This is a genomic window from Pseudomonas sp. FeN3W (assembly GCA_030263805.2).
Lineage (GTDB): Bacteria > Pseudomonadota > Gammaproteobacteria > Pseudomonadales > Pseudomonadaceae > Stutzerimonas > Stutzerimonas stutzeri_G.
Genome location: CP136010.1, coordinates 70,887 through 97,101 on the forward strand (window position 1 = coordinate 70,887; position 26,215 = coordinate 97,101).

The window sequence follows — 26,215 nt, forward strand, 5'->3', positions numbered from 1 at the left end:
TTAGCACGGATACTTCGTTGTCGCCCTTGTTTGAATTGGGCTGGCCTGCGTTGCTGTGGAGTGTTCTGTATGAATGAGTTGGAGCTGGAGCAGGCCCTGCAGGCCTAGGTGCGGGCCAAATGGCACTCATCACATCGCGGCGGCTCAGGTGTCAGGAGGTGGTTACTGGACGATCAAGTGCTTGGAAAGGTATTTCTGACGCCTGAAGACCACTGGCCGCCTTTGGGTGTGGATTCAACCGGTCGACGCAACAGCGTGGTTAAAGCTCTCGGCAGGAGTTGAGTAACTCAGAGTTTTCCTGGGGCGATCGTTCAACTGCCGAGTGACTTCATCCAGCTTATCCTGCGAGTAGAGCGAGCGATCAGTTCCCCTTCGGAAGTACTGAGGCAATCTCCGAGCGTTTTCGATCAGCGCGTCCACCACTGTCTGGGTGTGGTGTCTTTCCCAGCCACCTTCACCAGCATCACGTAGCGGCTTTGGCGCTCTACCGGCGTGGCAAAGAGATCAGGCGCGCTACGCATTTGAGCTGCTAAAGCTTTTGGATTTCGTATCCTTCAATGCTGGATCAGCAGTGCCAACGTTGAACCGGAATCACGGCTATTTTTCCGGCAGGACGAGTAAGCATGTTGGGCTATGTGGGGGAGTCAGTGTGAAACTGGATATCCAGATCGCCGACCCGCGCGAACGCTTCGTCATGACTCAGGAGCTGGCGTAAGCAGATAGCGGGATCACTGGAAGTCCCGGCTGCGCACGTCCAGCCCGGTGAGCAGCGGAGTGAGGTCGCTCAAGCGGCCGGCGATCAGGTGGTGCACGCCGTCCGCTGCCTCCAGGTGGCCGTCGATGCGCAGCATCCGCGATTGCACCAGTACCCGGCGCTGGCGCTCGGCCAGGTCGTGGCGGACCACCACGTTGGTCATGCCGAACTCGTCTTCCAGGGTGACGAAGATGATGCCGCTGGCGGTCTGCGGGCGCTGGCGGCCGACCACCAGGCCGGCGACGCTGACCGGGCGGCCGGGCTCGATGTCGAGCAGCTCGCGCGAACTGCGACAGCGCCTGGCCCTGAGCTGGCGGCGCAGCAGCGCCAGCGGGTGCGGGCCGAGCGTGGTGCCGAGCGTGGCGTAGTCGGCGAGCAGGTCCTCGCCGACCGAGGGCAGCGGCAGGTTTACAGGGGATTCCCGTGGTGCGCCCGGCCCGGCGAACAGCGGCAGTTGCGGTTCGACGCCGGCCACCGCCCAGCGCGCCCGATGCCGGTGGCCGGCGAGGCCGCGCAGGGCGCCGGCGTCGGCCAGGCGTTCGCGGCTATGGGCGTCGAGACCGGCGCGCCGGCTCAGGTCCTCGGCATCGGCGAACGGGCGCGTCTGGCGCGCGGCTTCGATGCGGTGCGCCGCTTCTTCGCGCAGGCCGCGGATCATGCGCAGGCCGAGGCGGATCGCCGGCTGCGGGTTGCCGCTGGGTTCCAGGGCGCAGTCCCAGTCGCTGTAGCGCACGTCCACCGGGCGCACCTCGATGCCGTGGCGGCGGGCGTCCTGCAATACCTGGTCGGGGCTGTAGAAGCCCATCGGCCAGCTGTTGACCAGGGCGCAGGCGTAGGCCGCCGGCTCGTGGCATTTCAGCCAGCAGCTGGCGTAGGTGAGCAGGGCGAAGCTGGCGGCGTGGGATTCGGGGAAGCCGTAGCTGCCGAAGCCCTCGATCTGCCGGAAGATGCGTTCGGTGAATTCCACCGTGTAGCGCTTTTCGAGCATCCGCGAGGTCAGTCGCTGGCGGTGCGCTTCCAGGCCGCCGTGGCGTTTCCAGGCAGCCATGGAACGGCGCAGCTCGTCGGCCTCGCCGGGGCTGTAGCCGGCGGCGACGATGGCCAGTTCCATCACCTGCTCCTGGAACAGCGGCACGCCGAGGGTGCGCTCGAACACCGGGCGCAATTCCGCGGAAGGGTATTCCACCGCTTCCTCGCCGTTCCGCCGGCGCAGGTAGGGATGCACCATGTCGCCCTGGATCGGGCCCGGGCGGACGATGGCCACCTGGATCACCAGGTCGTAGAAGGTCCGCGGGCGCAGGCGTGGCAGCATGGCCATCTGCGCCCGCGACTCGATCTGGAATACGCCGATGGTGTCGGCGCGGCTGATCATGGCGTAGGTTGCCGGGTCTTCCGGCGGCAGGCTGGCCAGTGTCCAGCGCGTGCCGCGGTAGCGTTCGATCAGCGCGAAGCAGCGGCGCAGCGCGCTGAGCATGCCGAGGGCCAGCACGTCGACCTTGAGCAGGCCGACCAGGTCGAGATCGTCCTTGTCCCACTGGATCACCGTGCGTTCGGCCATTGTCGCGTTCTCCACCGGCACCAGGGTTTCCAGCGGATGTTCGGAGATGACGAAGCCGCCGGGATGCTGCGACAGGTGGCGGGGAAAGCCGATCAGCGACTCGCTCAGCGCCAGCACCCGGCGCAGCAGCGGGCTGTGCGGATCGAAGCCGGCCTCGGCCAGGCGCTCGGCGGACGGCGCACCCTCGTGGTGACGTCCGCAACACCCGGCCAGCGCATCGATCTGGTCCGCTGGCAGGCCGAGTGCCCGGGCCACGTCGCGCACGGCGCCGGCGCCGTGGTAGGTGCTGGCCACCGCGGCGAGCGCGGCGCGCCCGCGGCCATAACGGCGGAACACGTACTGGATGACTTCCTCGCGGCGTTCGTGTTCGAAATCGACGTCGATATCCGGCGGTTCGTTGCGTTCGCGGGAGAGGAAGCGCTCGAACAGCAGCCGGCTGCCCGGCCGCGCCGGGTCCAGTTCGGTGATGCCCAGCGCATAGCACACCGTCGAGTTGGCCGCCGAGCCACGGCCCTGGCAGAGGATGTGCTGCTCGCGGGCGAAGCGGACGATGTCGTGGACGGTGAGGAAGTAGCTCTCGTAGCGCAGCTCGGCGATCAGCGCCAGCTCGTGCTCGATCTGGCGGCGGACCGGCGCCGGGACGCCGTCCGGCCAGCGCCAGCCTGCGCCCCGTTCGACCAGCGTGCGCAGCCAGGAGGTGGCGTCGTGGCCGGCGGGTACCAATTCATGAGGGTACTGATATTTCAGCTGGCCGAGATCGAAGTGGCAGCGTTCGGCGATGCGCAGCGTCTCGGCGAGCAGTTCGGGCGGATAGAGTTCGGCCAGTTCCCCGCGACGGCGCAGGTGATGCTCGCCGTTCGGGAACAGGTGGGCGCCGGCCTCGGCCACCGGCAGGTGGTGACGGATGGCGGTCATGCAGTCCTGCAGCGCGCGGCGGCCACGGGCATGCATGTGCACGTCGCCACAGGCCACCGGGGTGATGCCCAGGCGCCCGGCCAGGGCCAGGCACTCGCGCAGCTGGCGTGCGTCGTCGGCGCCACGGTGCAGCTGGACACCCAGCCACAGGCGGGCGGGGAAGCGTTCGTGCAGCCAGCGGCCTTCCGCGTCGTCGGCGGCGTGCCAGGGAGTCCAGATCGCCAGGAGGCCGTCCAGTCGCTCGTCCAGGTCCTCGCGCAGCAGGCGGTAGCGACCTTTCCCGGCACGCCGCCGGGCACGGGTGATCAGCCGGCACAGCGCCTGGTAGCCGGCGAGATTCTCGGCCAGCAGGACCAGCCTGGGGCCGTCGTCGATGCTCATCTCGCTGCCGACGATCAACGGCAGGCGCGTTTCCTTCGAGGCCTGCCAGGCACGGACGATGCCGGCCAGGCTGCCCTCGTCGGTGATCGCCAGGGCGCGGTAGCCCAGGCGGGCGGCGCGTTCGAACAGTTCCCGGGCGCTGGACGCGCCACGCTGGAAGCTGAAGTTGGACAGGCAGTGCAGCTCGGCGTAGTCGGGCGTCATGCGAACCAGCCGTGCAGCAGCAGCGGCCCGTCGCTGCCGGGCGCGCGAAAGGCCCAGCCGCGCTGGCCGGCGCGGGTCTGCACCTGGTAATAGTCGCGGCGCACGTCGTTGCCGTCCCACCAGCCGGACTCGATGCGTTCGGGACCGGCGAGGATGCGCGGCGAGGTTTCGCGCAGCGGCTGCGGTTCGGCCAGCAGCCAGCCGGGGCGCGGACCACAGGCTGGCAGCGGTTCGCCCGGCGCCTGTTCGCCGGGTTGCCAGGCGTGTTCGGGACGATGGTCGGCGCGGGCGCCGAGGCCCTGCACGGCATCGTCGCCCAGGCGCGCGCGCAGGCGTTCGCGCAACTGCTCCCAGGGCAGCGACTGTTGCGGCCGTTCGTCGAACAGTTGTCGGTGCTCGGGAGCGAAGGCCGGCAGCTCGCGGGCGACCAGGCGCAGCGCCTGCACCGGCGCCGGCAACTGCAGATGCTCCAGGCGGCCGCGGGTCAGCTCGAAGAGCATGGCCGGATCGCGCTCGGCGGTGAGCAGGCCGACCGGCAGGCGACTGGCGGCCAGGGTGCGATGCTCCAGATACAGGGTGAAGCGCTGCACGCCGCTGTCGCGCCCGGCCAGGTGAGCGGCGAGGTCGGCGGTCAGGCGCCGCAGCGGGAACAGCAGCGCCTGGTGCGACTCGACCTCGAAGTTCAGTTCCAGGCGTTCATCGAACACCTCCGGTGGCCGGTAGAAGTCCAGCGCGAGCGGGCGCTGGCCGAGCAGCGTGTCGAGCTGGACCAGCAGCTCGGCGGGGAAGCGCCTGGCCAGGCTGTCGCGGGGCAGGGCGAGCAACTGGCGCAGATGCAGCAGGCCCATGCGGACGAGGGCCGTGGTCACTTCGCGCGGCAGGCCAAGGCATTTCACCGGCAGCGCGCCGAGCACCCGGCGCAGTGTGGCGGCATCGGTCACGGCCAGTCCGTCGTGAGCGTTGGCCAGGATGCGTGCGGCCGCCGGATTGGGCGCCAGGGTGATGCGCTGACGAAAGCCCAGGGCCGTCAGCTCCTCGCGCAGGCGCGCCTCGAAACGTGGCCAGGGGCCGAACAGGCCGAGGCTGGAGTGCACCTCCAGCAACAGGCAGCGGGGGTAGTGCAGGCTGACCTGCGCGCTGTAGCCATAGGCCCAGGCCGCGAGGAAGCGCTGCCAGCGATCGATCGCCGCCAGGTCGTATTCGGCGGTGGCGAAATCACGCGCCAGTGCCTGGGCTGCGACCAGCGACTGCCCGGGCGCGAGGCCGAGGCTGCGCGCGGCGTCGTTGACGGCCTGCAGCACGCGGCGTTGCGGCGGGCCGGTGAGCAGGGCCAGCGGCGCGGCGGTGTCGTCGCGGTGGCGCAGCACACCGTCCATGGCCAGTTGCGGCAGCAGGATGCAGGCCCAGAGCATGTCCGACCTATTGCCAGGCGCTGGCCGGCAGCGGCCGCGCCGGAGCCAGGCCGCCACGGCACTTGATCACGCGCAGCTGCGCCGGTTGCGCCTCGATGGCCAGGCGCAGCGCCGCCGGCGAAGGATTCGCCGCCTCGCGCAGCGGGCGGTAGGCGAAGCCCAGGGCCTGGCCGGTCTCGGCGGCGACCTGCAAACGGCGCAGGGCTCGGTCGTCGGCCTGCCGCGGCCAGCACAGCACGGCGGCGCAGCTGCCGGAGCGCAGGCATTGCTCGGCGGCCCACAGCGCATCGCGTCCTTCGGCTTGCACGATGATCAACTGGCGCAGATCCACGCCGGCGGCGAGCCAGGCCTGGGGGCAGGGACGATGAGGCGGCGCCACCAGCACCACAGGCTCGCCGGCGGCAGTCAGGCGCGCGAGGGTCGGCCAGAGCAGGCGCAGTTCGCCGATGCCGGTGGCCGCGACGAGCAGTTCGCTGAGCGCCGACTGCGGCCAGCCGCCGCCGGGCAGGATGGCATCCAGCATGGCGTGCCCGCTCGGGTGGGTGGCCGATCGGGAAGCGACGGCCTGGCCGCGCCAGATGCGGCGCGCATCCAGCAGGCGGTCGAGGGCGACCACGGATGTCATGAAGGAGATTCCAACTAAGCTGTATATAAATACAGTATTCGGGCTTTCGTGCATTGGTCAAGCCGTTGCGACGAGCGCAGGCATTCGGCGCTGTCGATTCGAGCGTTGCACTCGGATTATGCAATGTTATTAAATAACATTTTTCTCAATCCGGTTCTTCGATCATGTCCTTTCTAACGTGCCGCTTCCCACGGCAGCGCCTGGCCTTGGCCATGCCTGCATTCTGGTTTTTCCCGCTGCTCGCCCAGGCCGAGCCCGTCGCGCTCAAGCCCCTGGTGGTCACCGCCACCAGCACCGAGCGTACGCTCGAGGATGCGCCGGCGAGCATGACGGTCATCAGCGCCGAGGAACTGAGCAAGCGCCCCGTGCAGGATCTGCAGGAAGCCCTGCGTGGGACCGAAAGCCTGCAGTTCAACGGTGTCGGCTTCGAGCGCCGCGGCATCAGCGTGCGCGGCATGCCCAGCGAGCACACGCTGGTGCTGGTGGATGGCAAGCGCATCGGCGGTTCGGCCGACGCCATCGCCCACGCGGACTTCGACCTCGGCTGGGTGCCGGTGGAGGCCATCGAGCGCATCGAGGTGGTGCGCGGGCCGATGTCGTCGCTCTATGGTTCGGAAGCGCTGGGCGGCGTGGTCAACATCATCACCCGCAAGGCCACCGATACCTGGCGGGGCAGCGGCGTCCTCGACGGCGGCGTGCGCGAGGACGGCCTCGGCGGCCAGAGTCATCAGATGGGCGCCTATGTCGCCGGCCCGCTGGTGCCGGGCGTGCTCGGCCTGACCCTGAATGGCGAGACGCGCCGGAAGCAGGAAACCCCGGATTTCGACGACGAACGCCTTTCCGAGCTGGAAGGACGCAACGCCAACAGCGGTGGCGCGACCCTGAGCTGGACGCCGGACGATGCGCAGCGCATCGACCTGGGTTACGCAGCCGGCCGCGAACGCCGCTGGCGCAACAGCCTGACCGCCGGCGCGAATCCGGGCAGCTACGAGTCCACCGACGTGATCGAGCGCCAGCGCTGGTCGCTTGCCCATAGCGGCGACTGGTCCTGGGGCAGCAGCCAACTGCGCCTCTATCGCAACCAGCTCGACCGTGAGAACGCGCGCAGCGACGCGCAGCCCGCCAACGATCCGCAACGGCTGACCGATACCGTGGTCGACGGCCAGTTCAGCCTGCCGCTGTTCGACATGCACCTGCTCAGCGCGGGCGGCGAATGGCGCAAGGAAGAGCTGGAAGACAGCACGGTGAACGCCGCGGGAGACGAGAGCGCCGTGCATCGTGCGCTGTTCCTGCAGGACGAGATCGCCTTCGCCCCCGACTGGTCGCTGACCCTCGGCAGCCGCTTCGACAAGCACGAGGCGTTCGGCTGGGAGACCAGTCCCCGCGCCTACCTGCTGCATCACTACAACGATGCGCTGACCTTCCGTGCCGGTGTCGGCCGTGGCTACAAGGCGCCGAGCCTCAAGCAGCTGTCGCCCGACTATGCCGCCGTCGGCGGCGGTGGGCGTTTCACCATCTATGGCAACCCGGAACTGCAGCCGGAAACCAACACCTCCTACGAACTGGGCGCCGACTACCGGGGCGATGGCTGGTCGCTGACCGGCATGCTGTTCCAGAACGACGTGCACGACCTGATCCAGACGGTCTGCGTGGCCCGCTGCGGCATTCGCGGCGCCGAGGTGCGCAACTACGAGAACGTGGAAAAGGCACGCATCCGCGGCCTCGAACTGGGCGGCGGCATCGACCTGCCGGCGGATCTGCGCTGGGAGCTGAACTACACCTACCTGGATGCACGCAACCTCACGGCTGGCCAGCGCCTGGGCGACCGCTCCCGGCACCTGGCCAACAGCGTGCTGAAATGGACGCCGAGCGCCACCTTCGATGCGCAACTGCGCACCGAGTACGTCGGCAGCCAGCTGACCTACAGCAGCAACGTCGCCTACGCCCTGCCGGCCTACAGTCTGTGGCACCTGGAGCTGAGCCAGAAGCTGAGCGCCAACCTGACCCTGCGCGGCGGCATCGAGAACATCGGCGACGAGCGCCTGGCCGATCAGAGCGAGAGCTTCAACTACGCCGAACCGGGCCGCACCTACCATATCGGCCTGGTGGCGACGTTCTGATGCGCCGATCGATCATTCTCTTTTGCCTCATGCTGGCCTGTTTCGGCGCCCGGGCCGCGGACGATCCGGCGCAGGTGCGCGTGCTGAGCAGCGACTTCGTCCTGCCCGGCAAGCACCAGCGCCTGGCCGACTGGGCGCACGAGGCGGGCGTACGCCTGGCGAGCCTGCGCAGTGGCGACGAGCGCGCGCCCGATGCCGCCTGGCTGGAGGGCGCCGACCTGCTGATCCTCGATACGCCGCGGCCGACGGACCTGGCCGCCGTGCAGCAGCGGCTCGGCGACCTGCTGGAACGCCAGCCGGTGCCCTGGATTCGGGTCGGCGGCGGGCCGCCGGCCTTCGGCAATCTGCCGCCGCCCTTGGCGATGCGCCTGATCGGCTACTACGGCAACGGCGGCGCGGCCAACCTGCGGCAGCTGTTCACCCTGGTGCAGCGTCGACACGCAGGTTTGCCGTTCGACGACCTGCCGGCAGCGGTCGAATTGCCGCAGACCGGCTTCCATCACCCTGCTGCCGCCGCGCCGTTCGCTTCCCTGGACGACTACCTGAGCTGGGGCCGCGAGCGCTGGGCCGAGGGCGCGCCGCGCATCGCCTTCGCCATTCATCGCGGCGCCATCGCCGACGGCCAGCTCGCGGCCATCGACGAACTGATCAGGCGCAGCGAGCGGCACGGCCAGGCGCCGCTGGCGTTCTGGTTCGACGAGAGCGACCCGCAGGGGTTGACGGAGCTGTTCGCCGGGGCCGACGTGCAGGCGCTGGTCAACCTGCAGCACATGCAGAACGGCCCGGCGCGCAAGGCCGAGTTCCTCGAGCTGGACGTGCCGGTGCTGCAGACCTTCGGCTACCGCGACGGCAGCGAGGCCGACTGGCTGGCCGAGCCGAGTGGCATGCAGGCGCGCACGGCGGCGGCCTTCCTCAGCGTGCCGGAAGCCTGGGGCATGAGCGATACGCTGGTGATCAGCGCGCTGCAGGACGGCGAGCCGCAGCTGATGGAAGGGCAGGTCGAGGCCCTGCTGGACAAGCTCGACCGGCTGGTGCGCCTGCGCCAGCGGCCGGCGGACGAGAAACACCTGGCGCTGATGTTCTGGAACCACCCGGATGGCGAGCGCAACCTGTCCGCCTCGCACCTCAACGTGCCGGCCAGCCTGGCCGGTTTGAGCGATGCGCTGCAGCGCGCCGGCTACGACGTGCCGGCCAAGGCCGAGGCGGAGCTGATCGCCCCGGCGCAGCGCCTGCTGGCCGGCTACTACCGCCCGGAAACCCTCGACCAGTTGTACCGCGACGGCCTCGCCGAGAGCCTGCCGCTGAGCGACTACCAGGCCTGGTTCGATCGATTGCCCGAGGCCACGCGCGAAGCCTTGCGCGCGCGCTGGGGCGATCCGGCCGAGCATTGGGCGCTGCGCGAGATCGACGGCGAGCGGCGTTTCATCGTGCCGGCGCTGCGCCTGGGCAAGCTGCTGCTATTGCCCCAGCCGCCGCGTGCCGGACGGCCGGGCGAGGCCTACCACGACGCCCTGGTGCCGCCGGACCACCTCTACCTGGCGGTCTACCAGTACCTGCGCGAGCGTTTCGACGCCGACGCGCTGATCCACTTCGGCACCCACGGCACCCAGGAATGGCTGCCCGGCAAGGACCGCGCGCTGGCCATCGGCGACTACCCGTTCCGGGTGCTCGGCGACCTGCCGGTGTTCTACCCCTATATCCAGGACAATATCGGCGAGGCCATCCAGGCCCGGCGGCGTGGAAGGGCGGTCACCGTCAGCCACCAGACGCCACCGTTCGCCCCGGCCGGGCTGTACGACGAGCTGCGCGACCTGCACCAGCTGATCCACGAATACCAGCAACTGGACGAGGGCGCGGTGCGTCAGCGCAGCGCCGAGCAGATCCGCGCCGCGGTGCTGGAAACGGGCCTGCAGGCCGACTTCAGCTGGGACGAGGCCGGCATGCGCGAGGACTTCCCAGTCTTTCTCGCCGCGCTGCACGATCATCTGCACGAGCTGGCGCGCGGTGCCACGCCACTGGGCCTGCACACCTTCGGCGAACCAGCGTCGCCCGAGCACCGCCTGGGCATAGTGATGCAGCAACTGGGCGCGCCCTATTACCAGGCGCTGGGGCTCGACCCTGAAGAGATGTTCGCCGTGGACTTCGCCGTCCTGCAGGAAACGCCACCCTACCGGACGCTGAAGACCTACCTGCGCGACGGCCATTCCCCGGACGAGGTGGACGACCCCGCGCTGCGCGAGCAACTGGCCCGCGCTACCGAACTGGACCGCCACCTCGCCGAAACCCACGAGATCGAGGCGCTGCTGGCCGGGCTGGCGGGGCGCTTCGTCGCGCCGGGGCCGGGCGGCGATCCGATCCGCAATCCGGACGTGCCCAGTGGCCGCAACCTGTACGCCTTCGAGGCGGACAAGATTCCCACCCGGGCCGCCTTCGAGGCCGGTGAAGCGGCGCTGCGGCAACTGATCGAGCAGTATCGCGCCGAGCACGACGGGCAGGCCCCGCGCAAGCTGGCCTTCAGCCTGTGGTCGTCCGAGGCGCTGCGCCACCTGGGCATCGTCGAGAGCCAGGTGCTGCATGCGCTCGGCCTGCGGCCGGTGTGGGATGCCGGTGGGCGGGTCACCGAACTGCGGATCATTCCCGCCGAGCGACTGGGACGGCCGCGCATCGATGCCGTGCTGCAGGTCACCAGCGTCTATCGCGACCAGTTCGACGGCTTCATGCGGCTGCTGGCCGAGGCCGTCGAGCGGCTGGCCGAGCTGGACGAGCCGGGCAACGCCATCGCCGAGAACAGCCGGGCGCTGGCCGAGCGCCTTCAGCAGCAGGGCATGGCCGAAGAGCAGGCCCGGCGGCTGGCGCGCCTGCGGGTGTTCGGCAACGAGCCGGGCGACTATGGCACCGGCCTGCCGCAACTGACCCTCGACTCCACCGAGTGGGACGACGAATCGGCGCTGGCCGAGCAGTTCCTCGGTCGCCTGCAGTACGGCTACGACAGCCAGGACTGGGGCGTCAGGCTGGAGGGCACCAACCTGTTCGCCGAGCAACTGAAGGGCGTGCAGGCGGCGGTGATGTCGCGTTCCTCGGAGCTCAACGGCGTGCTCTCCAGCGACCATCCGTTCGAGTTCCTCGGCGGTCTGTCGCTGGCGGTGCGTCACCTGGACGGCAGCAGCCCGGCGCTGTACATCAGCGATCTGCGCCAGCGCGAGCCGCGCACCACCGGCGCGGCGCAGTTCCTCGCCAGCGAGCTGCGCGGCCGCTACCTCAACCCGCAGTGGATCGGCGCCATGCAGCGGGAGGGCTACGCCGGCACCCTGGAAATGCTCGATCTGGTCAACAACCTGTGGGGCTGGCAGGCCGCCGACCGCAGCATGGTGCGCGCCGACCAGTGGCAGGCGATCCACGACACCTTCGTCATGGACAAGCGTGAGCTCGGCCTGAACGCCTGGTTCGAGCAGCACAACCCGACGGCCCAGGCGCAACTGATCGAGCGCATGGTCGAGGCCATCCGCAAGGGCTACTGGGATGCCACCGAGCAGACCCGCCGCGAACTGGCCGAGCGCCGCCGGCAACTGGCGGCGACCGAGGCCGGTGAGGTCGGCCAGCCGGCGACCCGCGACTTCATCGAGCGCATCGCCGCCGGCTTCGGCCTGCAGGGCGGTCCGGCAGCGGAAGGCGCAAGCGCCGATGCCGGCCAGACCGTCAGCGGGCAGGTGCTCGAGGACATATCGGCCTCGGGCGGCGACGAGCGGCCGCGCTGGTTGCCGTGGCTCGGCTTCGCAATCCTGCTCGCACTCTTCATCGCCGGCGCCGCCCGGCAATCTCTCTCCAATCGACGTCTTGTGGAACACCTATAAATGAACGGTCTGGAAACCAGTCTCTACGAACTCACCCGGTTGTTCCTGCTGCCGGTCCTGCTGCTGATCCTCGCCGCGCTGGCCTACGCCTTCGTCGCCCTGGGCGCCTTCGCCCTGGAGGCCTGGCAGCGCCGCGCCGGCCGCTACCGCTCGTGCCTGGCGGCCTGGCACCGCGCGCATGGCGGCAGCAGCGACGACCTCGAACTGTGGATCATGCAGCGCCTCGAATGGCTGCGCGTGACCTCGCGCAGCGCGCCGATGCTCGGCCTGGTGGCGACCATGATCCCCATGGGCCCGGCGCTGCTGGCGCTGACCCGGAACGATGCCCAGGGCATCGGCGAGAACCTGGTGGTGGCCTTCTCCGCGGTGATCCTGGCGCTGGTCAGCGCGAGCATCACCTTCTTCATCCTCACCGTGCGCCGCCGCTGGCTGCTGCAGGAACTGCGCGTCATCGAGCGCGCGCGGGAGCAGGGCTGATGCGCTTTCTCGAGCACGACGAGGCGGACGACCCGATCCTCTCGATGGTCAACCTGATCGACCTGTTCCTGGTGGTGATCGGCATCCTGCTGATCGTCATCGTGCAGAATCCGCTGAATCCCTTCGGCCAGGACAAGGTGGTGGTCATCGAGAACCCCGGCGAGGCGGACATGCGCATGCTGGTCAAGGACGGCCAGGAACTGAAGCGCTACGAATCCAGCGGCGAGATCGGCGAAGGGCAGGGGACCAAGGCCGGCGTGACCTACCGCCTGGCCGACGGGCGGATGATCTACGTGCCCGAGGACAAGGGCGCGGCGGGAGGCGAGTGATTCAGGCGTGGGCCGCTTGCTCTTCCGGGACCAGGCGGATTTCCACGCGCTGCTTCAGGGCGCGTGCGGCGCTGGCCAGGGTGGCGAGAGTCATCCCCGCATCATCCTGGTCAAGCGCCCTGTCCAGTGCGGCACGGCTGGTATGCATCCGCTCGGCCAGGGCCTTCTTGGTCAGGTTCTGGCTTTTCATCGCTTCGGCGATCTGCCAGGCGATGACGCGCTTCAGCGCTGCGGCCGATACTTCCTCGGCCAGGCCTTGTTCGGCCAGGAAATCGTCGAAATCGGAACCGATGTGGCTGTTCATGTGGGGTGCCTCTGTGTGCTCACAGTCTTGCCTTGCGTTGCTTGGCGGTTTGCAAATCGATGGCCGGTGTCTTCTGGCTTTTCTTGATGAAGCCGTGGAGCAGTACCATCTCTGCCTCGACGACAGTAAAGATCACCCGGGCTATGGTGTCGCCGAGCGTCGTCCTTACTTCCCAAAGCGCGTTATCGAGCTTCCGGACCATGGGCATGCCAATGGGCCAACCGAACTGTACCGTCTTGATATCCGTACCGATCAGGCGCTTGTGTTCTTTCGGCAGGTCCGTCAGCCATTCGCGAACGGGTTCGTTGCCGGCATCCGTGCGGAAGAAGCGAACACTCAAGATGGGTGGGATATTCGTCATGCGCTGGAGTGTATCAAAAATGGTGCTCGGGGCAATGACCCGGTATCGGGTCGCTTCGAGTTGCTCGCGGCGCCGAGCATCGCCGGTCGGCAGGCCGGACGAACTTTGCGGCGTCGCGGCCTGTCCCGAAAGGAACGAGGGTTCCCTATCGGCGCAGGCTTCCTTGCCGCGCTGGGCATGCCGGCAGGAGGAGAGCGCAATGAGCACGACCGTCAGCGATTTTTTCGTCGAGCGCCTGTACCAGTGGGGTGTGCGCCGCCTCTACGGCTATCCGGGCGATGGCATCAACGGCGTGTTCGGCGCGCTGAACCGGGCCGGTGGCAAGATCCGCTTCATCCAGGCGCGGCATGAGGAAATGGCGGCGTTCATGGCCTCGGCCGACGCCAAGTTCGGCGGCGGCCTGGGCGTGTGCATCGCCACTTCCGGCCCCGGCGCCTCGCACCTGCTCACCGGCCTCTACGACGCCCGGCTCGACCATATGCCGGTGCTGGCCATCTGCGGCCAGCAGGCGCGCACCGCCCTGGGCGCGCACTACCAGCAGGAGATCGACCTGGCGTCGATGTTCAAGGACGTCGCCGGCGCCTTCGTCCAGCAGGCCGCCGCGCCGGCGCAGGTCCGCCATCTGCTCGACCGCGGGATACGCACCGCGCTGGCCGAGCGCCGGGTCGCGGCGATCATCCTGCCCAACGACCTGCAGGAGGCGGAATACGCCGAGCCGCCACGCGCGCATGGCGCGGTGCGCTCGGGGATCGGCTACAGCCGGCCGCAGGTCGTGCCCCACGACGAGGACCTGCGCCGCGCCGCCGAGGTGCTCAATGCCGGCAGCAGGGTCGCCATCCTGGTCGGCGCCGGCGCGCTGGAGGCGACCGACGCGGTCATCGCCGTCGCCGAGCGGCTGGGCGCCGGCGCGGCCAAGGCGCTGCTCGGCAAGGCGGCGCTGCCGGACGAGCTGCCCTGGGTCACCGGCTCGATCGGCCTGCTCGGCACCGAGGCCAGCTACAGGCTGATGACCGAGTGCGACACCTTGCTGATGATCGGCTCGGGCTTTCCCTATTCCGAGTTCCTGCCCGAGGAGGGCCAGGCGCGCGGCGTGCAGATCGACCTCAAGGCCGACATGCTGAGCATTCGTTATCCGATGGAGGTGAACCTGCACGGTGAGGCCGCGCAGACCCTGCGCGCACTGCTGCCGCTGCTCGACGAGAAGACCGACCGTGGCTGGCGCAGCGAGGTGGAGCAATGGCGCGCGGATTGGGAGGCGAAGCTGGAAGAGCGGGCCATGGCCACGGCCGACCCGATCAACCCGCAGCGGGTGGTCTTCGAGCTGTCGCCGCGGCTGCCCGAGCGGGCGATCATCACCTGCGACTCGGGCTCCTGCGCCAACTGGTTCGCCCGCGACCTGAAGATCCGCCGCGGCATGAAGTGCTCGCTGTCCGGGGGCCTGGCCTCGATGGGCGCGGGCGTGCCCTATGCCATCGCCGCCAAGTTCGTCCATCCGGATCGCCCGGTAGTGGCGCTGGTCGGCGACGGCGCGATGCAGATGAACAACATGGCCGAGCTGATCACCGTCGCCAAATACTGGCGGGAATGGGAGAACCCGCACTGGATCTGCTGCGTGTTCAACAACGAGGACCTCAACCAGGTGACCTGGGAGCAGCGGGCGATGGAGGGCGACCCGAAGTTCGAGGCCTCGCAGAACATCCCCGACGTGCCGTACCACCGCTTCGCCGAATCGATCGGCCTCAAGGGCCTCTACGTCGACCGCGAGGACGCCGTCGCCGCTGCCTGGGAGGCGGCGCTGGGCGCCGACCGGCCGGTGCTGATCGAGTTCAAGACCGACCCGGACGTGCCGCCGCTGCCGCCGCACATCAAGCTCGAACAGGCCCGGGCCTACCTCTCGGCGCTGCCGCGCGACCCGGATAGCCGCGGGATTCTCAGGCAGACCGCCAGGCAGATGTTCGGCTCGCTGATGCCGGGGCACACGGACAGGGAATGACTGCCCGTACCAGCCGATCATGGGTTCCCGGGTAGGTTGGCGCTGAGCGCAGCGAAGCCCAACGAAAGTCGGGCATGAGCGTGCCGGCCTTCGCCGTTTCGCTCCTCAGACTGGGCGCCCCGAGCCAACCTGCGGCGCCGCATTCCTGAACGCCGGCGACCGCCGCTCGACTCGTGCGTGGGTGTTGCTTGTGCTTGGAAAATCGGTCGATTAGCATTCGCGCCCGGGACGCAGGGGAGTCGCCGCGTCCCGATCATATCGAGATGAAAAAAGCCTGGTTCGGTCACGATCCGGGCTTTTTCTTTGCTGTGCGGGGCGCATGATGGGTCCTGCTTCGACGACGTTGAACGAGGGGAATGCCATGCGCGAGCGCCTGCTGGCCGCGGAGAAGGTGAAGGCCATCGAGTGGCGGGACGGTCGTCTGTTCCTGCTGGATCAGCGCAAGCTTCCGCTCGAGGAGCGCTGGTGCGGCTACGACTCCGCGCAGGGCGTGGCCGAGGCCATCCGCGACATGCTAGTGCGCGGCGCGCCGGCCATCGGCATCAGCGCCGCCTACGGGATCGTGCTCGCCCTGCGCGCGCGCCTGGCCGAGGGCGATGACTGGCGCGAGCGCATGGAGGCGGATTTCCGCGTGCTCGCCGAAGCGCGCCCGACGGCGGTGAACCTGTTCTGGGCATTGCGCCAGATGCGCGAACGCCTGGAACGGCTCAAGCCTGGCGAGGAGCCCCTGGCGGCGCTCGAGGCCCAGGCCGTGGCGATCCACCAGAGCGACCGCGAAGCCAACCTCACCATGGCCCAGTACGGTGTCGAGCTGATCCGCAGGCACCAGGGCCATCCGCAGAACCTGCTGACCCACTGCAATACCGGCGCGCTGGCGACCGGCGGCTTCGGTACGGCGCTGGGCGTGATCCGCGCGGCGCACCTGGAGGGGCTGGTCGAGCACGTCCATGTCGACGAGACACGGCCCTGGCTGCAGGGCTCCCGGTTGACGGCCTGGGAACTGGCCGGCGAGGGCGTCCCGGTGATCCTGAACGCCGATTCCACGGTGGCCCACCTGATGAAGACCCGCAGCATCAGTTGGGTCATCGTCGGCGCGGATCGCATTGCCGCCAATGGCGACGTGGCGAACAAGATCGGCACCTACCAACTGGCCGTGCTGGCGATGCACCACGGCGTGCGCTTCATGGTCGTCGCGTCGAGCTCGAGCATCGATATGGCACTCGAACACGGCGATGACATCCCCATCGAGGAACGTGCCGGCAGCGAGCTGCTGGAGATCAACGGGCGGCGCTTCGCCGCCGACGTGGAGGCCTACAACCCGGTCTTCGACGTGACGCCGGCCGATCTCATCGATGCCATCGTCACCGAGAAAGGCGTGGTCGAGCGCCCCAGCGCGGCCAAGCTGGCCGAGCTGATGAGCCGCAAGCGGCTGCACTGAGCAACGGTCGGTTGCGCTTGGGTGTGGCGTGCAAGCCGGTTTTGCTCCGTGCAAGGCTCAGTTTATAGCAGTCGTCTGTGTTACCATCCCGCGCTTATTACAGGACCCTGCTGACTATAAGGAACCAGGCTTCCATGGGCGAACTGGCCAAAGAAATCCTCCCGGTCAATATCGAAGACGAGCTCAAGCAGTCCTACCTTGATTACGCCATGAGCGTGATCATCGGCCGTGCGCTGCCGGACGCGCGCGATGGCCTGAAACCGGTACACCGCCGCGTACTGTTCGCCATGAGCGAACTCGGCAACGACTGGAACAAGCCGTACAAGAAATCCGCCCGTGTGGTCGGTGACGTGATCGGTAAATACCACCCGCACGGTGATTCGGCGGTATACGACACCATCGTGCGTATGGCGCAGCCGTTTTCGTTGCGCTACATGCTGGTCGACGGCCAGGGCAACTTCGGTTCGGTCGACGGCGACAGCGCTGCAGCGATGCGTTACACCGAAGTGCGCATGGCCAAGCTGGCCCATGAGCTGCTGGCCGACCTGGAAAAGGAAACCGTCGACTGGGTGCCCAACTACGACGGCACCGAGCAGATCCCGGCGGTCATGCCGACCAAGGTTCCCAATCTGCTGGTGAACGGCTCCAGCGGTATTGCGGTAGGCATGGCGACCAACATCCCGCCGCACAACCTGGGCGAAGTCATCGATGGTTGCCTGGCGCTGATCGACAACGCCGATATCACCATCGACGAACTCATGCAGTTCATCCCGGGTCCCGATTTCCCCACCGCCGGTATCATCAATGGCCGTGCTGGCATCATCGAGGCCTACCGCACCGGCCGTGGCCGCATCTATATCCGTGCTCGCGCCGATATCGAAGATATCGACAAGGTCGGCGGTCGCCAGCAGATCGTCATCACCGAGCTGCCTTACCAGCTGAACAAGGCGCGGCTGATCGAGAAGATCGCCGAGCTGGTGAAAGAGAAGAAGATCGAAGGCATCACCGAGCTGCGTGACGAGTCCGACAAGGACGGCATGCGCGTGGTCATCGAGCTTCGCCGCGGCGAAGTGCCGGAGGTGATCCTCAACAACCTCTATGCGCAGACCCAGCTGCAGAGCGTGTTCGGTATCAACGTGGTGGCGCTCATCGATGGCCAGCCGCGTACGCTGAACCTCAAGGAGCTGCTGGAAGCCTTCGTTCGCCACCGCCGCGAAGTCGTCACCCGCCGTACCGTCTACGAACTGCGCAAGGCGCGCGAGCGTGGGCATATTCTTGAAGGGCAGGCGGTCGCGCTGTCCAACATCGATCCGGTCATCGCACTGATCAAGGCCTCGCCGACGCCGGCCGAAGCCAAGGACGCGCTGATTTCCACTGCCTGGGAGTCGAGCGCCGTTGAAGCCATGGTCGAGCGTGCGGGGGCTGATGCCTGTCGTCCGGAAGGCCTCGATCCGCAGTTTGGCCTACGTGACGGCAAGTATTTCCTGTCGCCGGAGCAGGCGCAGGCGATTCTCGATCTGCGTCTGCACCGCCTGACCGGCCTTGAGCACGAGAAACTGCTCAGCGAATACCAGGAAATCCTTACCCAGATCGGCGAGTTGATCCGCATCCTGACCAATCCGGTTCGCTTGATGGAAGTCATCCGCGAAGAACTGGAAGGCGTGAAGCGCGATTTCGGCGATGCACGGCGTACCGAGATTCTCGAGTCGCGTCTGGACCTGACGCTGGCGGACCTGATCACCGAGGAAGAGCGCGTCGTCACCATCTCTCATGGTGGCTACGCCAAGTCGCAACCGCTGGCCGCCTATCAGGCGCAGCGCCGCGGTGGTCGCGGCAAGGCTGCGACTGGTGTGAAGGAAGAGGATTACGTCGAGCATCTGCTGGTTGCCAACAGTCACACCACGCTGCTGCTGTTCTCCAGCAAGGGCAAGGTGTACTGGCTCAAGACCTACGAGATTCCCGAGGCGTCACGCACCTCGCGTGGCCGTCCACTGGTCAACCTGCTACCGCTCGACGAGGGCGAGCGCATCACCGCGATGCTTCAGGTCGATCTGGAAGCGCTGCGCAAGCAGGCCGCCGAAGGTGAGGAGGATCTGGACGAAGCAGAGGGTCTGGTCATCGAGCACGATGATACGGACGAAGTCGAAAGCGATGACGCCGACAGCGACGAAAAAGACGAGCCGACCGGCTCCTACATTTTCATGGCTACCGCCAATGGCACGGTCAAGAAGACACCGCTGGTGCAGTTCAGTCGTCCGCGTACGTCCGGCCTGATTGCGCTCAAGCTGGAAGAAGGCGACACCCTCATCGCAGCGGCCGTCACCGACGGTGCTCAGGAAGTGATGATGTTCTCCGATGGCGGCAAGGTCATCCGTTTCAAGGAAAGCAAGGTTCGTATCATGGGCCGTAATGCCCGCGGGGTACGCGGTATGCGTCTGCCCGAAGGCCAGCGCATCATCTCCATGCTGATTCCGGAATCCGGTGCGCAGATTCTTACCGCCTCTTTGCGTGGTTATGGCAAGCGCACCGCGATGGAAGAGTTTCCTCGCCGCGGCCGGGGGGGGCAGGGCGTCATCGCCATGGTCACCAACGAGCGTAATGGCCCGCTGATCGGTGCCGTGCAGGTGCTCGAGGGTGAGGAGATCATGCTGATCTCCGATCAGGGCACGCTCGTGCGGACCCGCGTCGACGAGGTGTCGTCGCTGGGGCGCAATACTCAGGGCGTCACCCTGATCAAGCTGAGCAAGGGCGAACACCTGGTTGGTCTGGAGCGTGTGCAGGAACCATCCGAGGAAGACGTGCTGGAAGACATCGACGCGTTGCTCGATGGCGACGCGCTCGAAAAGGAAATGCCGGTACTCAGCACCGAGCCTAGCGAGGATGAACTGCTTGGTGGGGCTGGTGACGTATCGCCGGATGTGGTGCCGACAGACGACGAAGACTGATCGGCGACAGCAATCCGCAAACAGGTGGTAGCGAGGCGGTCGGTAGAGGTGCCGGTCGCCGCGCCGCGGGATTCAATATCGAGCAAGAGCGAGAGAACTGCAGTGAGCAAACGCGCTTTTAACTTCTGTGCCGGTCCGGCTGCGCTTCCCGAAGCCGTCCTTCAGCGCGCCCAGGCGGAGCTTCTCGACTGGCATGGCAAGGGCCTGTCGGTCATGGAGATGAGTCACCGTAGCGACGAATACACCGCTATCGCCGAAAAGGCCGAACAGGATCTGCGCGACCTGCTGGCGATTCCGTCGAACTACAAGGTGCTGTTCCTCCAGGGGGGCGCCAGCCAGCAGTTTGCCGAGATTCCGCTGAACCTGCTGCCCGAGGACGGTGTTGCCGACTACATCGATACCGGCATCTGGTCGCGCAAGGCGATCGAAGAGGCGCGTCGTTTCGGTAGCGTCAATGTAGCGGCCAGCGCCAAATCCCTCGATTACTTCGCCATTCCGGGGCAGAACGACTGGCAGTTGAGTGAGCGCGCTGCGTATCTGCACTACGCGAGCAACGAGACCATTGGCGGCCTGCAGTTCGATTGGATCCCGGATCTCGGCGATACGCCGTTGGTCGTCGACATGTCTTCGGACATCCTCTCGCGCTCGATCGACGTCTCGAAGTTCGGCCTGATCTACGCCGGCGCGCAGAAGAACATCGGCCCGTCCGGGCTGGTGGTCGTCATCGTTCGTGAAGACCTGCTCGGTTATGCGCGTTCCGCCTGTCCGACCATGCTCGACTACAAGGTCGCGGCGGACAACGGCTCGATGTACAACACGCCGGCAACCTTTTCCTGGTATCTCTCGGGGCTGGTCTTCGAGTGGCTGAAGGCGCAGGGCGGCGTCGAGGCGATGGAGCAGCGCAACCGCGCCAAGAAGGACATGCTCTACGGCGCCATCGATGCCAGCGATTTCTACACCAACCCGATCGCCGTCAACGCGCGCTCGTGGATGAACGTGCCGTTCCGTCTGGCCGATGAGCGCCTGGACAAAACGTTCCTGGCCGGCGCTGACGCGCGCGGTCTGTTGAACCTCAAAGGTCACCGCTCCGTGGGCGGCATGCGCGCCTCGATCTACAACGCCGTCGGCCTGGACGCGGTCGAGGCGCTGGTGGCCTACATGGCCGAGTTCGAGAAGGAGCACGGCTGATGAGCGACGCCGATCAGCTGAAGGCCCTGCGGGTTCGAATCGACAGCCTCGACGAGCGCATTCTCGACCTGATCAGCGAGCGCGCCCGCTGTGCCCAGGAAGTCGCCCGGGTCAAGACCGCGGCGCTGGCCGAGGGCGAACCGGCGGTGTTCTACCGTCCGGAGCGCGAAGCCTGGGTGCTCAAGCACATCATGGAACTCAATCGCGGCCCGCTCGACAACGAGGAAATGGCGCGCCTGTTCCGTGAGATCATGTCGTCCTGCCTGGCCCTGGAGCAGCCGCTCCGGGTTGCCTATCTCGGTCCGGAAGGTACTTTCTCCCAGGCCGCGGCGCTCAAGCATTTCGGTCATGCGGTGATCAGCACGCCGATGGCGGCCATCGACGAGGTGTTCCGTGAGGTTGTGGCGGGGGCCGTGAATTTCGGCGTAGTGCCGGTGGAGAACTCCACAGAAGGTGCAGTCAATCACACGCTGGACAGCTTTCTCGAGCACGACATCGTGATCTGCGGCGAAGTGGAGCTGCGTATCCACCACCATTTGTTGGTGGGCGAGACGACCAAGACCGATCGCATCACGCGTATCTATTCCCATGCGCAATCGCTGGCGCAGTGCCGCAAGTGGCTTGATGCCCACTACCCGAATGTCGAGCGTGTAGCGGTTTCCAGCAACGCCGACGCTGCCAGGCGGGTGAAGAGCGAGTGGAACTCGGCGGCCATCGCCGGCGACATGGCGGCGCAGCTGTACGGGCTGACCAAGCTGGCGGAGAAGATCGAGGATCGCCCGGACAACTCCACGCGATTCCTGATCATTGGCAGCCAGGAAGTGCCGCCGACCGGCGACGACAAGACCTCGATCATCGTCTCCACGCGCAACAAGCCGGGCGCGCTGCACGAGCTGCTGGTGCCGTTCCATGCCAACGGCATCGACCTCACCCGCATCGAAACGCGGCCGTCGCGCAGCGGCAAATGGACCTACGTGTTCTTCATCGACTTCCTCGGTCACCATCAGGACCCGCTGATCAAGGACGTGCTGGAGAAGATCGGCCAGGAAGCGGTAGCGCTGAAAGTGTTGGGCTCCTACCCCAAAGCCGTACTTTGAGCTGCAAGCTTCAAGCTCAAGCCGCAAGAGCGCGGAGTATCGCTCTTTGCACGGCTTGTCGCTCGAGGCTGGTGGCGCCGTTGTGAGTTGGCTTTTTTCTTGAAGCTTGTAGCTTGAGGCTTGTAGCTATGCCCTGTGATTTCCTCGCCCTGGCCCAGCCGGGTGTGCAAAAGCTGTCGCCCTACGTGCCCGGCAAGCCGGTTGACGAGCTGGCGCGTGAGCTGAATTTGGATCCCGTTGGAATCGTCAAGCTGGCCAGCAACGAGAACCCGCTGGGGCCAAGCCCGAAAGTGCTTGATGCGATCAGGGCTGAGCTTTCGGAGCTGACTCGCTACCCGGACGGCAACGGTTTCGCGCTCAAGCAGCGACTCGCCGAACGCTATTCGGTCGGCATCAATCAGGTCACCCTGGGCAACGGTTCCAACGACATTCTTGAGCTGGTTGCGCGCGCCTATCTGGCACCGGGGCTCAACGCCGTGTTCAGTGAACATGCCTTCGCTGTCTATCCGATTGCGACGCAGGCGGTTGGGGCCGAGGGACGTGCCGTGCCGGCCAGCAACTGGGGCCACGACCTCGACGCAATGGTGGCGGCCGTCGACGAGAATTCCCAGGTGGTCTTCGTCGCCAACCCCAACAACCCCACCGGTACCTGGTTCGATGCTGCAGCGCTGGGCGAATTCCTCGCGCGCGTGCCGCCGCACGTGCTGGTGGTGCTGGACGAGGCCTATATTGAATATGCCGAAGGGCAGGAGTTGCCGGATGGCCTGGCGTTTCTGGCCGACTATCCGAACCTGCTGGTTTCGCGCACGTTCTCCAAGGCTTATGGGCTTGCTGCGTTGCGGGTTGGCTATGCGATCAGTTCGCCGGTCATCGCCGATGTGCTCAACCGCGTCCGCCAGCCGTTCAACGTCAACAGCCTCGCCCAGGCGGCGGCCTGCGCCGCGCTGGATGACGTCGACTACCTGGCCGCCAGCCGCCGCCTCAACGATGCCGGCATGCACCAACTGGAGGAGGGGTTCCGTCAACTGGGGCTGGACTGGATTCCTTCGAAGGGCAACTTCATCGCGGTGGACTTCGCCCGCGACGCCGCGCCGATCAATCAGGCGCTGTTGCGTGAAGGGGTGATTGTGCGTTCTGTGGCCGGATACGGTATGCCAACGTTCCTGCGTGTCTCAATTGGCACCGAGCAGGAAAATGCACGCTTTCTCGATGTATTGCGCCAGGTGCTCGCTAAGTGAATCACGTTCGTCACGCGCAGCAGCCTTCGCCCATTGTGAATCGTCTGGCGGTGATCGGCCTCGGGCTGATTGGCGGCTCATTCGCCAAAGGCTTGCGTGAGGCTGGCTTTTGTCGCGAGGTGATCGGTTTCGATCTGGATGCACGCTCGCGTGAGCTGGCGGTCGAGCTGGGCGTGGTGGATCGCTGCGCCGAGACGCTTGCGGAGGCTTGTCATGGGGCTGAGGTGATTCAGCTCGCGACGCCTATTCTTGCGCTGGAGCGGCTGCTCGCCGAGCTGGCAAACATTGAACTGGGCGACGCAGTGATCACTGACGTCGGCAGCGCCAAGGGCAATGTCGTGCGCTGTGCGTGCAAGGTGTTCGGCAGCATGCCTTCAAGGTTCGTGCCTGGCCATCCCATCGCCGGCTCCGAACTCAGTGGCGTGACGGCGGCGAACAGTACGCTGTTTCGGCGGCACAAGGTGATCCTGACGCCGCTGGAAAATACCGATCCACAAGCGCTCGCGCTGGTGAGCAAGCTCTGGTCGGCGCTGGGTGCGGATGTCGAGCATATGGAGGTGGCGCATCACGATGAGGTGCTGGCTGCCACTAGTCATTTACCGCATCTGCTGGCCTTCGGTCTGGTTGATTCGCTCGCCAAGCGCCATGAAAATCTCGAGATCTTCCGTTACGCGGCAGGTGGCTTTCGCGATTTCACCCGTATCGCCGGTAGCGATCCGGTGATGTGGCACGACATTTTTCTCGCCAATCGCGAGGCCGTGCTGCACACCCTGGACGATTTTCGTGCCGATCTCGACGCGCTGCGCGCCGCGGTCGATGAAGGAGACGGGCACAAGCTGTTGGGCGTTTTCACTCGCGCCAAGGCGGCCCGGGAACATTTCAGTAAAATACTGGCTCGCCGAGCCTATGTGGACGTTATGCATTCCAATGACCTCGTTTTCCTCGCCAACCCCGGCGGCAGCCTGACTGGCCATCTACGTGTGCCAGGCGACAAATCCATTTCTCACCGTTCGATCATGCTCGGCTCCCTTGCCGAGGGCGTGACGGAAGTCGAAGGCTTCCTCGAAGGCGAAGATGCTCTGGCGACCATTCAGGCGTTCCGGGACATGGGCGTCGTCATCGAGGGCCCTCATCAGGGGCGCGTGACGGTCCATGGTGTCGGCCTGCACGGCCTCAAGGTTCCGCCCGGGCCGATCTACCTGGGCAACTCCGGAACTTCCATGCGGCTGCTGTCCGGTCTGCTCGCGGCGCAGCCGTTCGATACGACGCTGACAGGTGATGCGTCTCTGTCCAAGCGGCCGATGAACCGCGTCGCCAAGCCGCTGCGCGAGATGGGAGCTGTGATCGAAACGGCGCCGGAAGGGCGCCCGCCGCTGACCATTCGCGGCGGCCAGCGTCTGTCCGGCATGCATTACGAAATGCCGATGGCCAGTGCGCAGGTAAAGTCCTGTCTGTTACTGGCTGGCCTGTATGCAGCTGATCAGACCTCGGTAACCGAACCGGCTCCGACGCGTGATCACACCGAGCGGATGCTTCGCGGTTTCGGCTATCCGGTGACCGTCAAAGGCAGTACTGCGGTTGTCGAGCCAGGGCACAAGCTGCGTGGTACCCATATTGAAGTGCCCGCCGATATTTCTTCAGCGGCCTTCTTCATGGTGGCGGCGAGCATTGCGCAGGGTTCAGAGATCGTGCTCGAGCATGTCGGCGTGAATCCGACCCGTACCGGCGTAATCGACATTCTGAAGTTGATGGGCGGTGACCTCTCTCTGGAGAATCCGCGCGAGGTGGGCGGCGAGCCGGTAGCGGATATTCGCGTGCGTGGCGCGCAACTCAAGGGTATCGACATTCCTGAGGATCTGGTTCCGCTGGCGATCGACGAATTCCCGGTGCTCTTCGTAGCTGCGGCCTGTGCCGAAGGTCGCACCACGTTGCGCGGTGCCGAAGAGCTGCGCGTCAAGGAGTCTGACCGCATCCAGGTGATGGCTGACGGCCTGCAGACGCTGGGGGTCAAGGCTGAACCGACCCCGGACGGGATTGTCATCGAAGGTGGCGCAATCGGCTCCGGTGAAGTCTGGGCGCATGGCGATCACCGCATCGCGATGTCCTTCAGCGTGGCTGCGCTGCGAGCCAATGGCCCGATCCGAATCCATGACTGCGCCAACGTGGCAACGTCGTTCCCCAACTTCCTCGCCCTGGCGCAGCGTGCCGGCATGCAGGTTCATTCGGAGGGTGATTCATGATCAGGCCCGTTCCGGTCATCACCATCGACGGGCCGAGTGGCTCGGGAAAGGGCACAGTCGCAGCCTTGCTCGCGGGCAAGCTTGGCTGGAATTTCCTCGACTCGGGTGCCTTGTATCGCCTGCTGGCATTCGCAGCGCGTAACCACGGCGTCGATCTGACCAACGAAGAAGCGCTGAAAGTGCTCGCCGAGCACCTCGATGTTCAGTTTGGTGCTGCTCGCGATGGGCGCGGCATGATCATCACTCTGGAAGGGGAGGAGGTCACCGAGTCCATCCGTAACGAGCAGGTCGGCGCCGGCGCATCCCAGGTCGCCGCGTTACCGGTGGTTCGCACTGCTTTGCTGCAGCGACAGAAGGCGTTTCGCGAGGCGCCGGGATTGGTCGCCGACGGACGTGATATGGGCACCGTGGTGTTTCCCGATGCACCGTTGAAGATATTCCTCACTGCAAGTGCGGAAGAACGTGCTCGCAGACGTTACTTGCAGTTGAAGGCGCGGGGCGATGATGTTAATCTCGCGAGTCTTCTTGAGGAGATCCGGGAGCGCGATGAGCGCGATACCCAACGTGCGGTGGCACCGCTGAAGCCGGCAGACGATGCCGTTCAACTGGATTCCACTACACTCTCCATCGAAGAGGTGTTGCAAAAGATTCTGAGCGAAGTCGCCGAGCGCGATTTGGCTGGATGATCGGAACGCCGAAAGGCGGCCAAACGGACCTTGAGTAAATTGCAGCCAGTAGGTTGTGTGCTCGGGGCCGTTAACAAGGAGGCATGTGGGAGACCAGAT

Annotated in this window: 17 protein-coding genes and 1 pseudogene; 12 read left to right on the top strand and 6 right to left on the bottom strand. The window is 66.4% G+C overall.

Translation table 11 applies throughout. The annotated features are described in order from the left end of the window. Window positions 1-234 precede the first annotated feature (234 nt). From P5704_000340 to imuA, 4 genes and pseudogenes are all read right to left on the bottom strand, one after another. Window positions 235-497, bottom strand: a pseudogene (locus P5704_000340) (IS30 family transposase). Between the two features lie 231 nt (window positions 498-728). Further along, entirely contained in the window at window positions 729-3,812 is a 3,084-nt protein-coding gene (locus P5704_000345; GenBank protein WOF78998.1) for an error-prone DNA polymerase, read from the bottom strand. Next, a complete protein-coding gene (locus tag P5704_000350) occupies window positions 3,809-5,224 on the bottom strand; it encodes a DNA polymerase Y family protein (protein ID WOF78999.1) in 1,416 nt (471 codons plus the stop codon). The genes P5704_000345 and P5704_000350 overlap by 4 nt, the downstream gene beginning before the upstream one ends. A gap of 7 nt (window positions 5,225-5,231) precedes the next feature. Further along, complete coding sequence (imuA, locus tag P5704_000355) at window positions 5,232-5,849, bottom strand: translesion DNA synthesis-associated protein ImuA (protein WOF79000.1); 618 nt, start codon at window positions 5,847-5,849, stop codon at window positions 5,232-5,234. A gap of 164 nt (window positions 5,850-6,013) precedes the next feature. Here imuA and P5704_000360 point away from each other — a divergent pair, with 164 nt between their 5' ends. Genes P5704_000360 through P5704_000375 form a run of 4 tightly spaced genes read left to right on the top strand, consistent with a single transcriptional unit; the run spans window position 6,014 to window position 12,626 of the window. Then, window positions 6,014-7,969, top strand: a complete 1,956-nt coding sequence (locus tag P5704_000360; protein WOF79001.1) for a TonB-dependent receptor — start codon at window positions 6,014-6,016, stop codon at window positions 7,967-7,969. Continuing rightward, entirely contained in the window at window positions 7,969-11,820 is a 3,852-nt protein-coding gene (gene cobN / locus P5704_000365) for a cobaltochelatase subunit CobN (protein ID WOF79002.1), read from the top strand. Before P5704_000360 ends, cobN begins: the two co-directional genes overlap by 1 nt. Further along, complete coding sequence (locus P5704_000370) at window positions 11,821-12,297, top strand: MotA/TolQ/ExbB proton channel family protein (protein ID WOF79003.1); 477 nt, start codon at window positions 11,821-11,823, stop codon at window positions 12,295-12,297. After that, window positions 12,297-12,626 carry a DUF2149 domain-containing protein gene (locus P5704_000375; GenBank protein WOF79004.1) on the top strand — a complete coding sequence of 110 codons (330 nt, stop codon included), beginning with the start codon at window positions 12,297-12,299 and terminating at the stop codon, window positions 12,624-12,626. Before P5704_000370 ends, P5704_000375 begins: the two co-directional genes overlap by 1 nt. 1 nt (window position 12,627) lies before the next feature. Here P5704_000375 and P5704_000380 read toward each other — a convergent pair whose 3' ends face one another. Then, window positions 12,628-12,930, bottom strand: a complete 303-nt coding sequence (locus P5704_000380; protein ID WOF79005.1) for a helix-turn-helix transcriptional regulator — start codon at window positions 12,928-12,930, stop codon at window positions 12,628-12,630. Between the two features lie 19 nt (window positions 12,931-12,949). Next, window positions 12,950-13,291: a type II toxin-antitoxin system RelE/ParE family toxin gene (locus P5704_000385; protein WOF81323.1), complete on the bottom strand. Its 342-nt coding sequence runs from the start codon at window positions 13,289-13,291 to the stop codon at window positions 12,950-12,952. Window positions 13,292-13,490: 199 nt separating this feature from the next. Between P5704_000385 and P5704_000390 the strand changes: the two genes are divergently transcribed. The 8 genes from P5704_000390 to cmk all read left to right on the top strand — a co-directional run bounded on the left by P5704_000390 (window position 13,491) and on the right by cmk (window position 26,116). After that, the gene (locus tag P5704_000390) at window positions 13,491-15,284 is read left to right on the top strand and encodes a thiamine pyrophosphate-requiring protein (GenBank protein ID WOF79006.1); all 1,794 of its coding nucleotides are present in this window, start codon (window positions 13,491-13,493) and stop codon (window positions 15,282-15,284) included. 361 nt (window positions 15,285-15,645) lie between these two features. Further along, window positions 15,646-16,722: an S-methyl-5-thioribose-1-phosphate isomerase gene (gene mtnA, locus P5704_000395; protein ID WOF79007.1), complete on the top strand. Its 1,077-nt coding sequence runs from the start codon at window positions 15,646-15,648 to the stop codon at window positions 16,720-16,722. A gap of 134 nt (window positions 16,723-16,856) precedes the next feature. Further along, complete coding sequence (gene gyrA, locus P5704_000400; GenBank protein WOF79008.1) at window positions 16,857-19,667, top strand: DNA gyrase subunit A; 2,811 nt, start codon at window positions 16,857-16,859, stop codon at window positions 19,665-19,667. A 102-nt stretch (window positions 19,668-19,769) separates the two neighbouring features. Next, a complete protein-coding gene (gene serC / locus P5704_000405; protein ID WOF79009.1) occupies window positions 19,770-20,855 on the top strand; it encodes a 3-phosphoserine/phosphohydroxythreonine transaminase in 1,086 nt (361 codons plus the stop codon). Next, window positions 20,855-21,952, top strand: a complete 1,098-nt coding sequence (pheA, locus tag P5704_000410; GenBank protein WOF79010.1) for a prephenate dehydratase — start codon at window positions 20,855-20,857, stop codon at window positions 21,950-21,952. Before serC ends, pheA begins: the two co-directional genes overlap by 1 nt. A gap of 128 nt (window positions 21,953-22,080) precedes the next feature. After that, window positions 22,081-23,190: a histidinol-phosphate transaminase gene (gene hisC, locus P5704_000415; protein WOF79011.1), complete on the top strand. Its 1,110-nt coding sequence runs from the start codon at window positions 22,081-22,083 to the stop codon at window positions 23,188-23,190. After that, complete coding sequence (locus P5704_000420; GenBank protein WOF79012.1) at window positions 23,187-25,430, top strand: bifunctional prephenate dehydrogenase/3-phosphoshikimate 1-carboxyvinyltransferase; 2,244 nt, start codon at window positions 23,187-23,189, stop codon at window positions 25,428-25,430. Before hisC ends, P5704_000420 begins: the two co-directional genes overlap by 4 nt. After that, entirely contained in the window at window positions 25,427-26,116 is a 690-nt protein-coding gene (gene cmk / locus P5704_000425; GenBank protein WOF79013.1) for a (d)CMP kinase, read from the top strand. The genes P5704_000420 and cmk overlap by 4 nt, the downstream gene beginning before the upstream one ends. The last annotated feature ends 99 nt before the right edge of the window (window positions 26,117-26,215 follow it).

What these genes read in the sequence shown, in the direction of transcription:
- P5704_000345 (WOF78998.1), bottom strand. Translation starts at nt 3,812, where the DNA reads ATGACGCCCGACTACGCCGAGCTGCACTGCCTGTCCAACTTCAGCTTC.
- P5704_000350 (WOF78999.1), bottom strand. Translation starts at nt 5,224, where the DNA reads ATGCTCTGGGCCTGCATCCTGCTGCCGCAACTGGCCATGGACGGTGTG.
- imuA (WOF79000.1), bottom strand. Translation starts at nt 5,849, where the DNA reads ATGACATCCGTGGTCGCCCTCGACCGCCTGCTGGATGCGCGCCGCATC.
- P5704_000360 (WOF79001.1), top strand. Translation starts at nt 6,014, where the DNA reads ATGTCCTTTCTAACGTGCCGCTTCCCACGGCAGCGCCTGGCCTTGGCC.
- cobN (WOF79002.1), top strand. Translation starts at nt 7,969, where the DNA reads ATGCGCCGATCGATCATTCTCTTTTGCCTCATGCTGGCCTGTTTCGGC.
- P5704_000370 (WOF79003.1), top strand. Translation starts at nt 11,821, where the DNA reads ATGAACGGTCTGGAAACCAGTCTCTACGAACTCACCCGGTTGTTCCTG.
- P5704_000375 (WOF79004.1), top strand. Translation starts at nt 12,297, where the DNA reads ATGCGCTTTCTCGAGCACGACGAGGCGGACGACCCGATCCTCTCGATG.
- P5704_000380 (WOF79005.1), bottom strand. Translation starts at nt 12,930, where the DNA reads ATGAACAGCCACATCGGTTCCGATTTCGACGATTTCCTGGCCGAACAA.
- P5704_000385 (WOF81323.1), bottom strand. Translation starts at nt 13,291, where the DNA reads ATGACGAATATCCCACCCATCTTGAGTGTTCGCTTCTTCCGCACGGAT.
- P5704_000390 (WOF79006.1), top strand. Translation starts at nt 13,491, where the DNA reads ATGAGCACGACCGTCAGCGATTTTTTCGTCGAGCGCCTGTACCAGTGG.
- mtnA (WOF79007.1), top strand. Translation starts at nt 15,646, where the DNA reads ATGCGCGAGCGCCTGCTGGCCGCGGAGAAGGTGAAGGCCATCGAGTGG.
- gyrA (WOF79008.1), top strand. Translation starts at nt 16,857, where the DNA reads ATGGGCGAACTGGCCAAAGAAATCCTCCCGGTCAATATCGAAGACGAG.
- pheA (WOF79010.1), top strand. Translation starts at nt 20,855, where the DNA reads ATGAGCGACGCCGATCAGCTGAAGGCCCTGCGGGTTCGAATCGACAGC.
- hisC (WOF79011.1), top strand. Translation starts at nt 22,081, where the DNA reads ATGCCCTGTGATTTCCTCGCCCTGGCCCAGCCGGGTGTGCAAAAGCTG.
- cmk (WOF79013.1), top strand. Translation starts at nt 25,427, where the DNA reads ATGATCAGGCCCGTTCCGGTCATCACCATCGACGGGCCGAGTGGCTCG.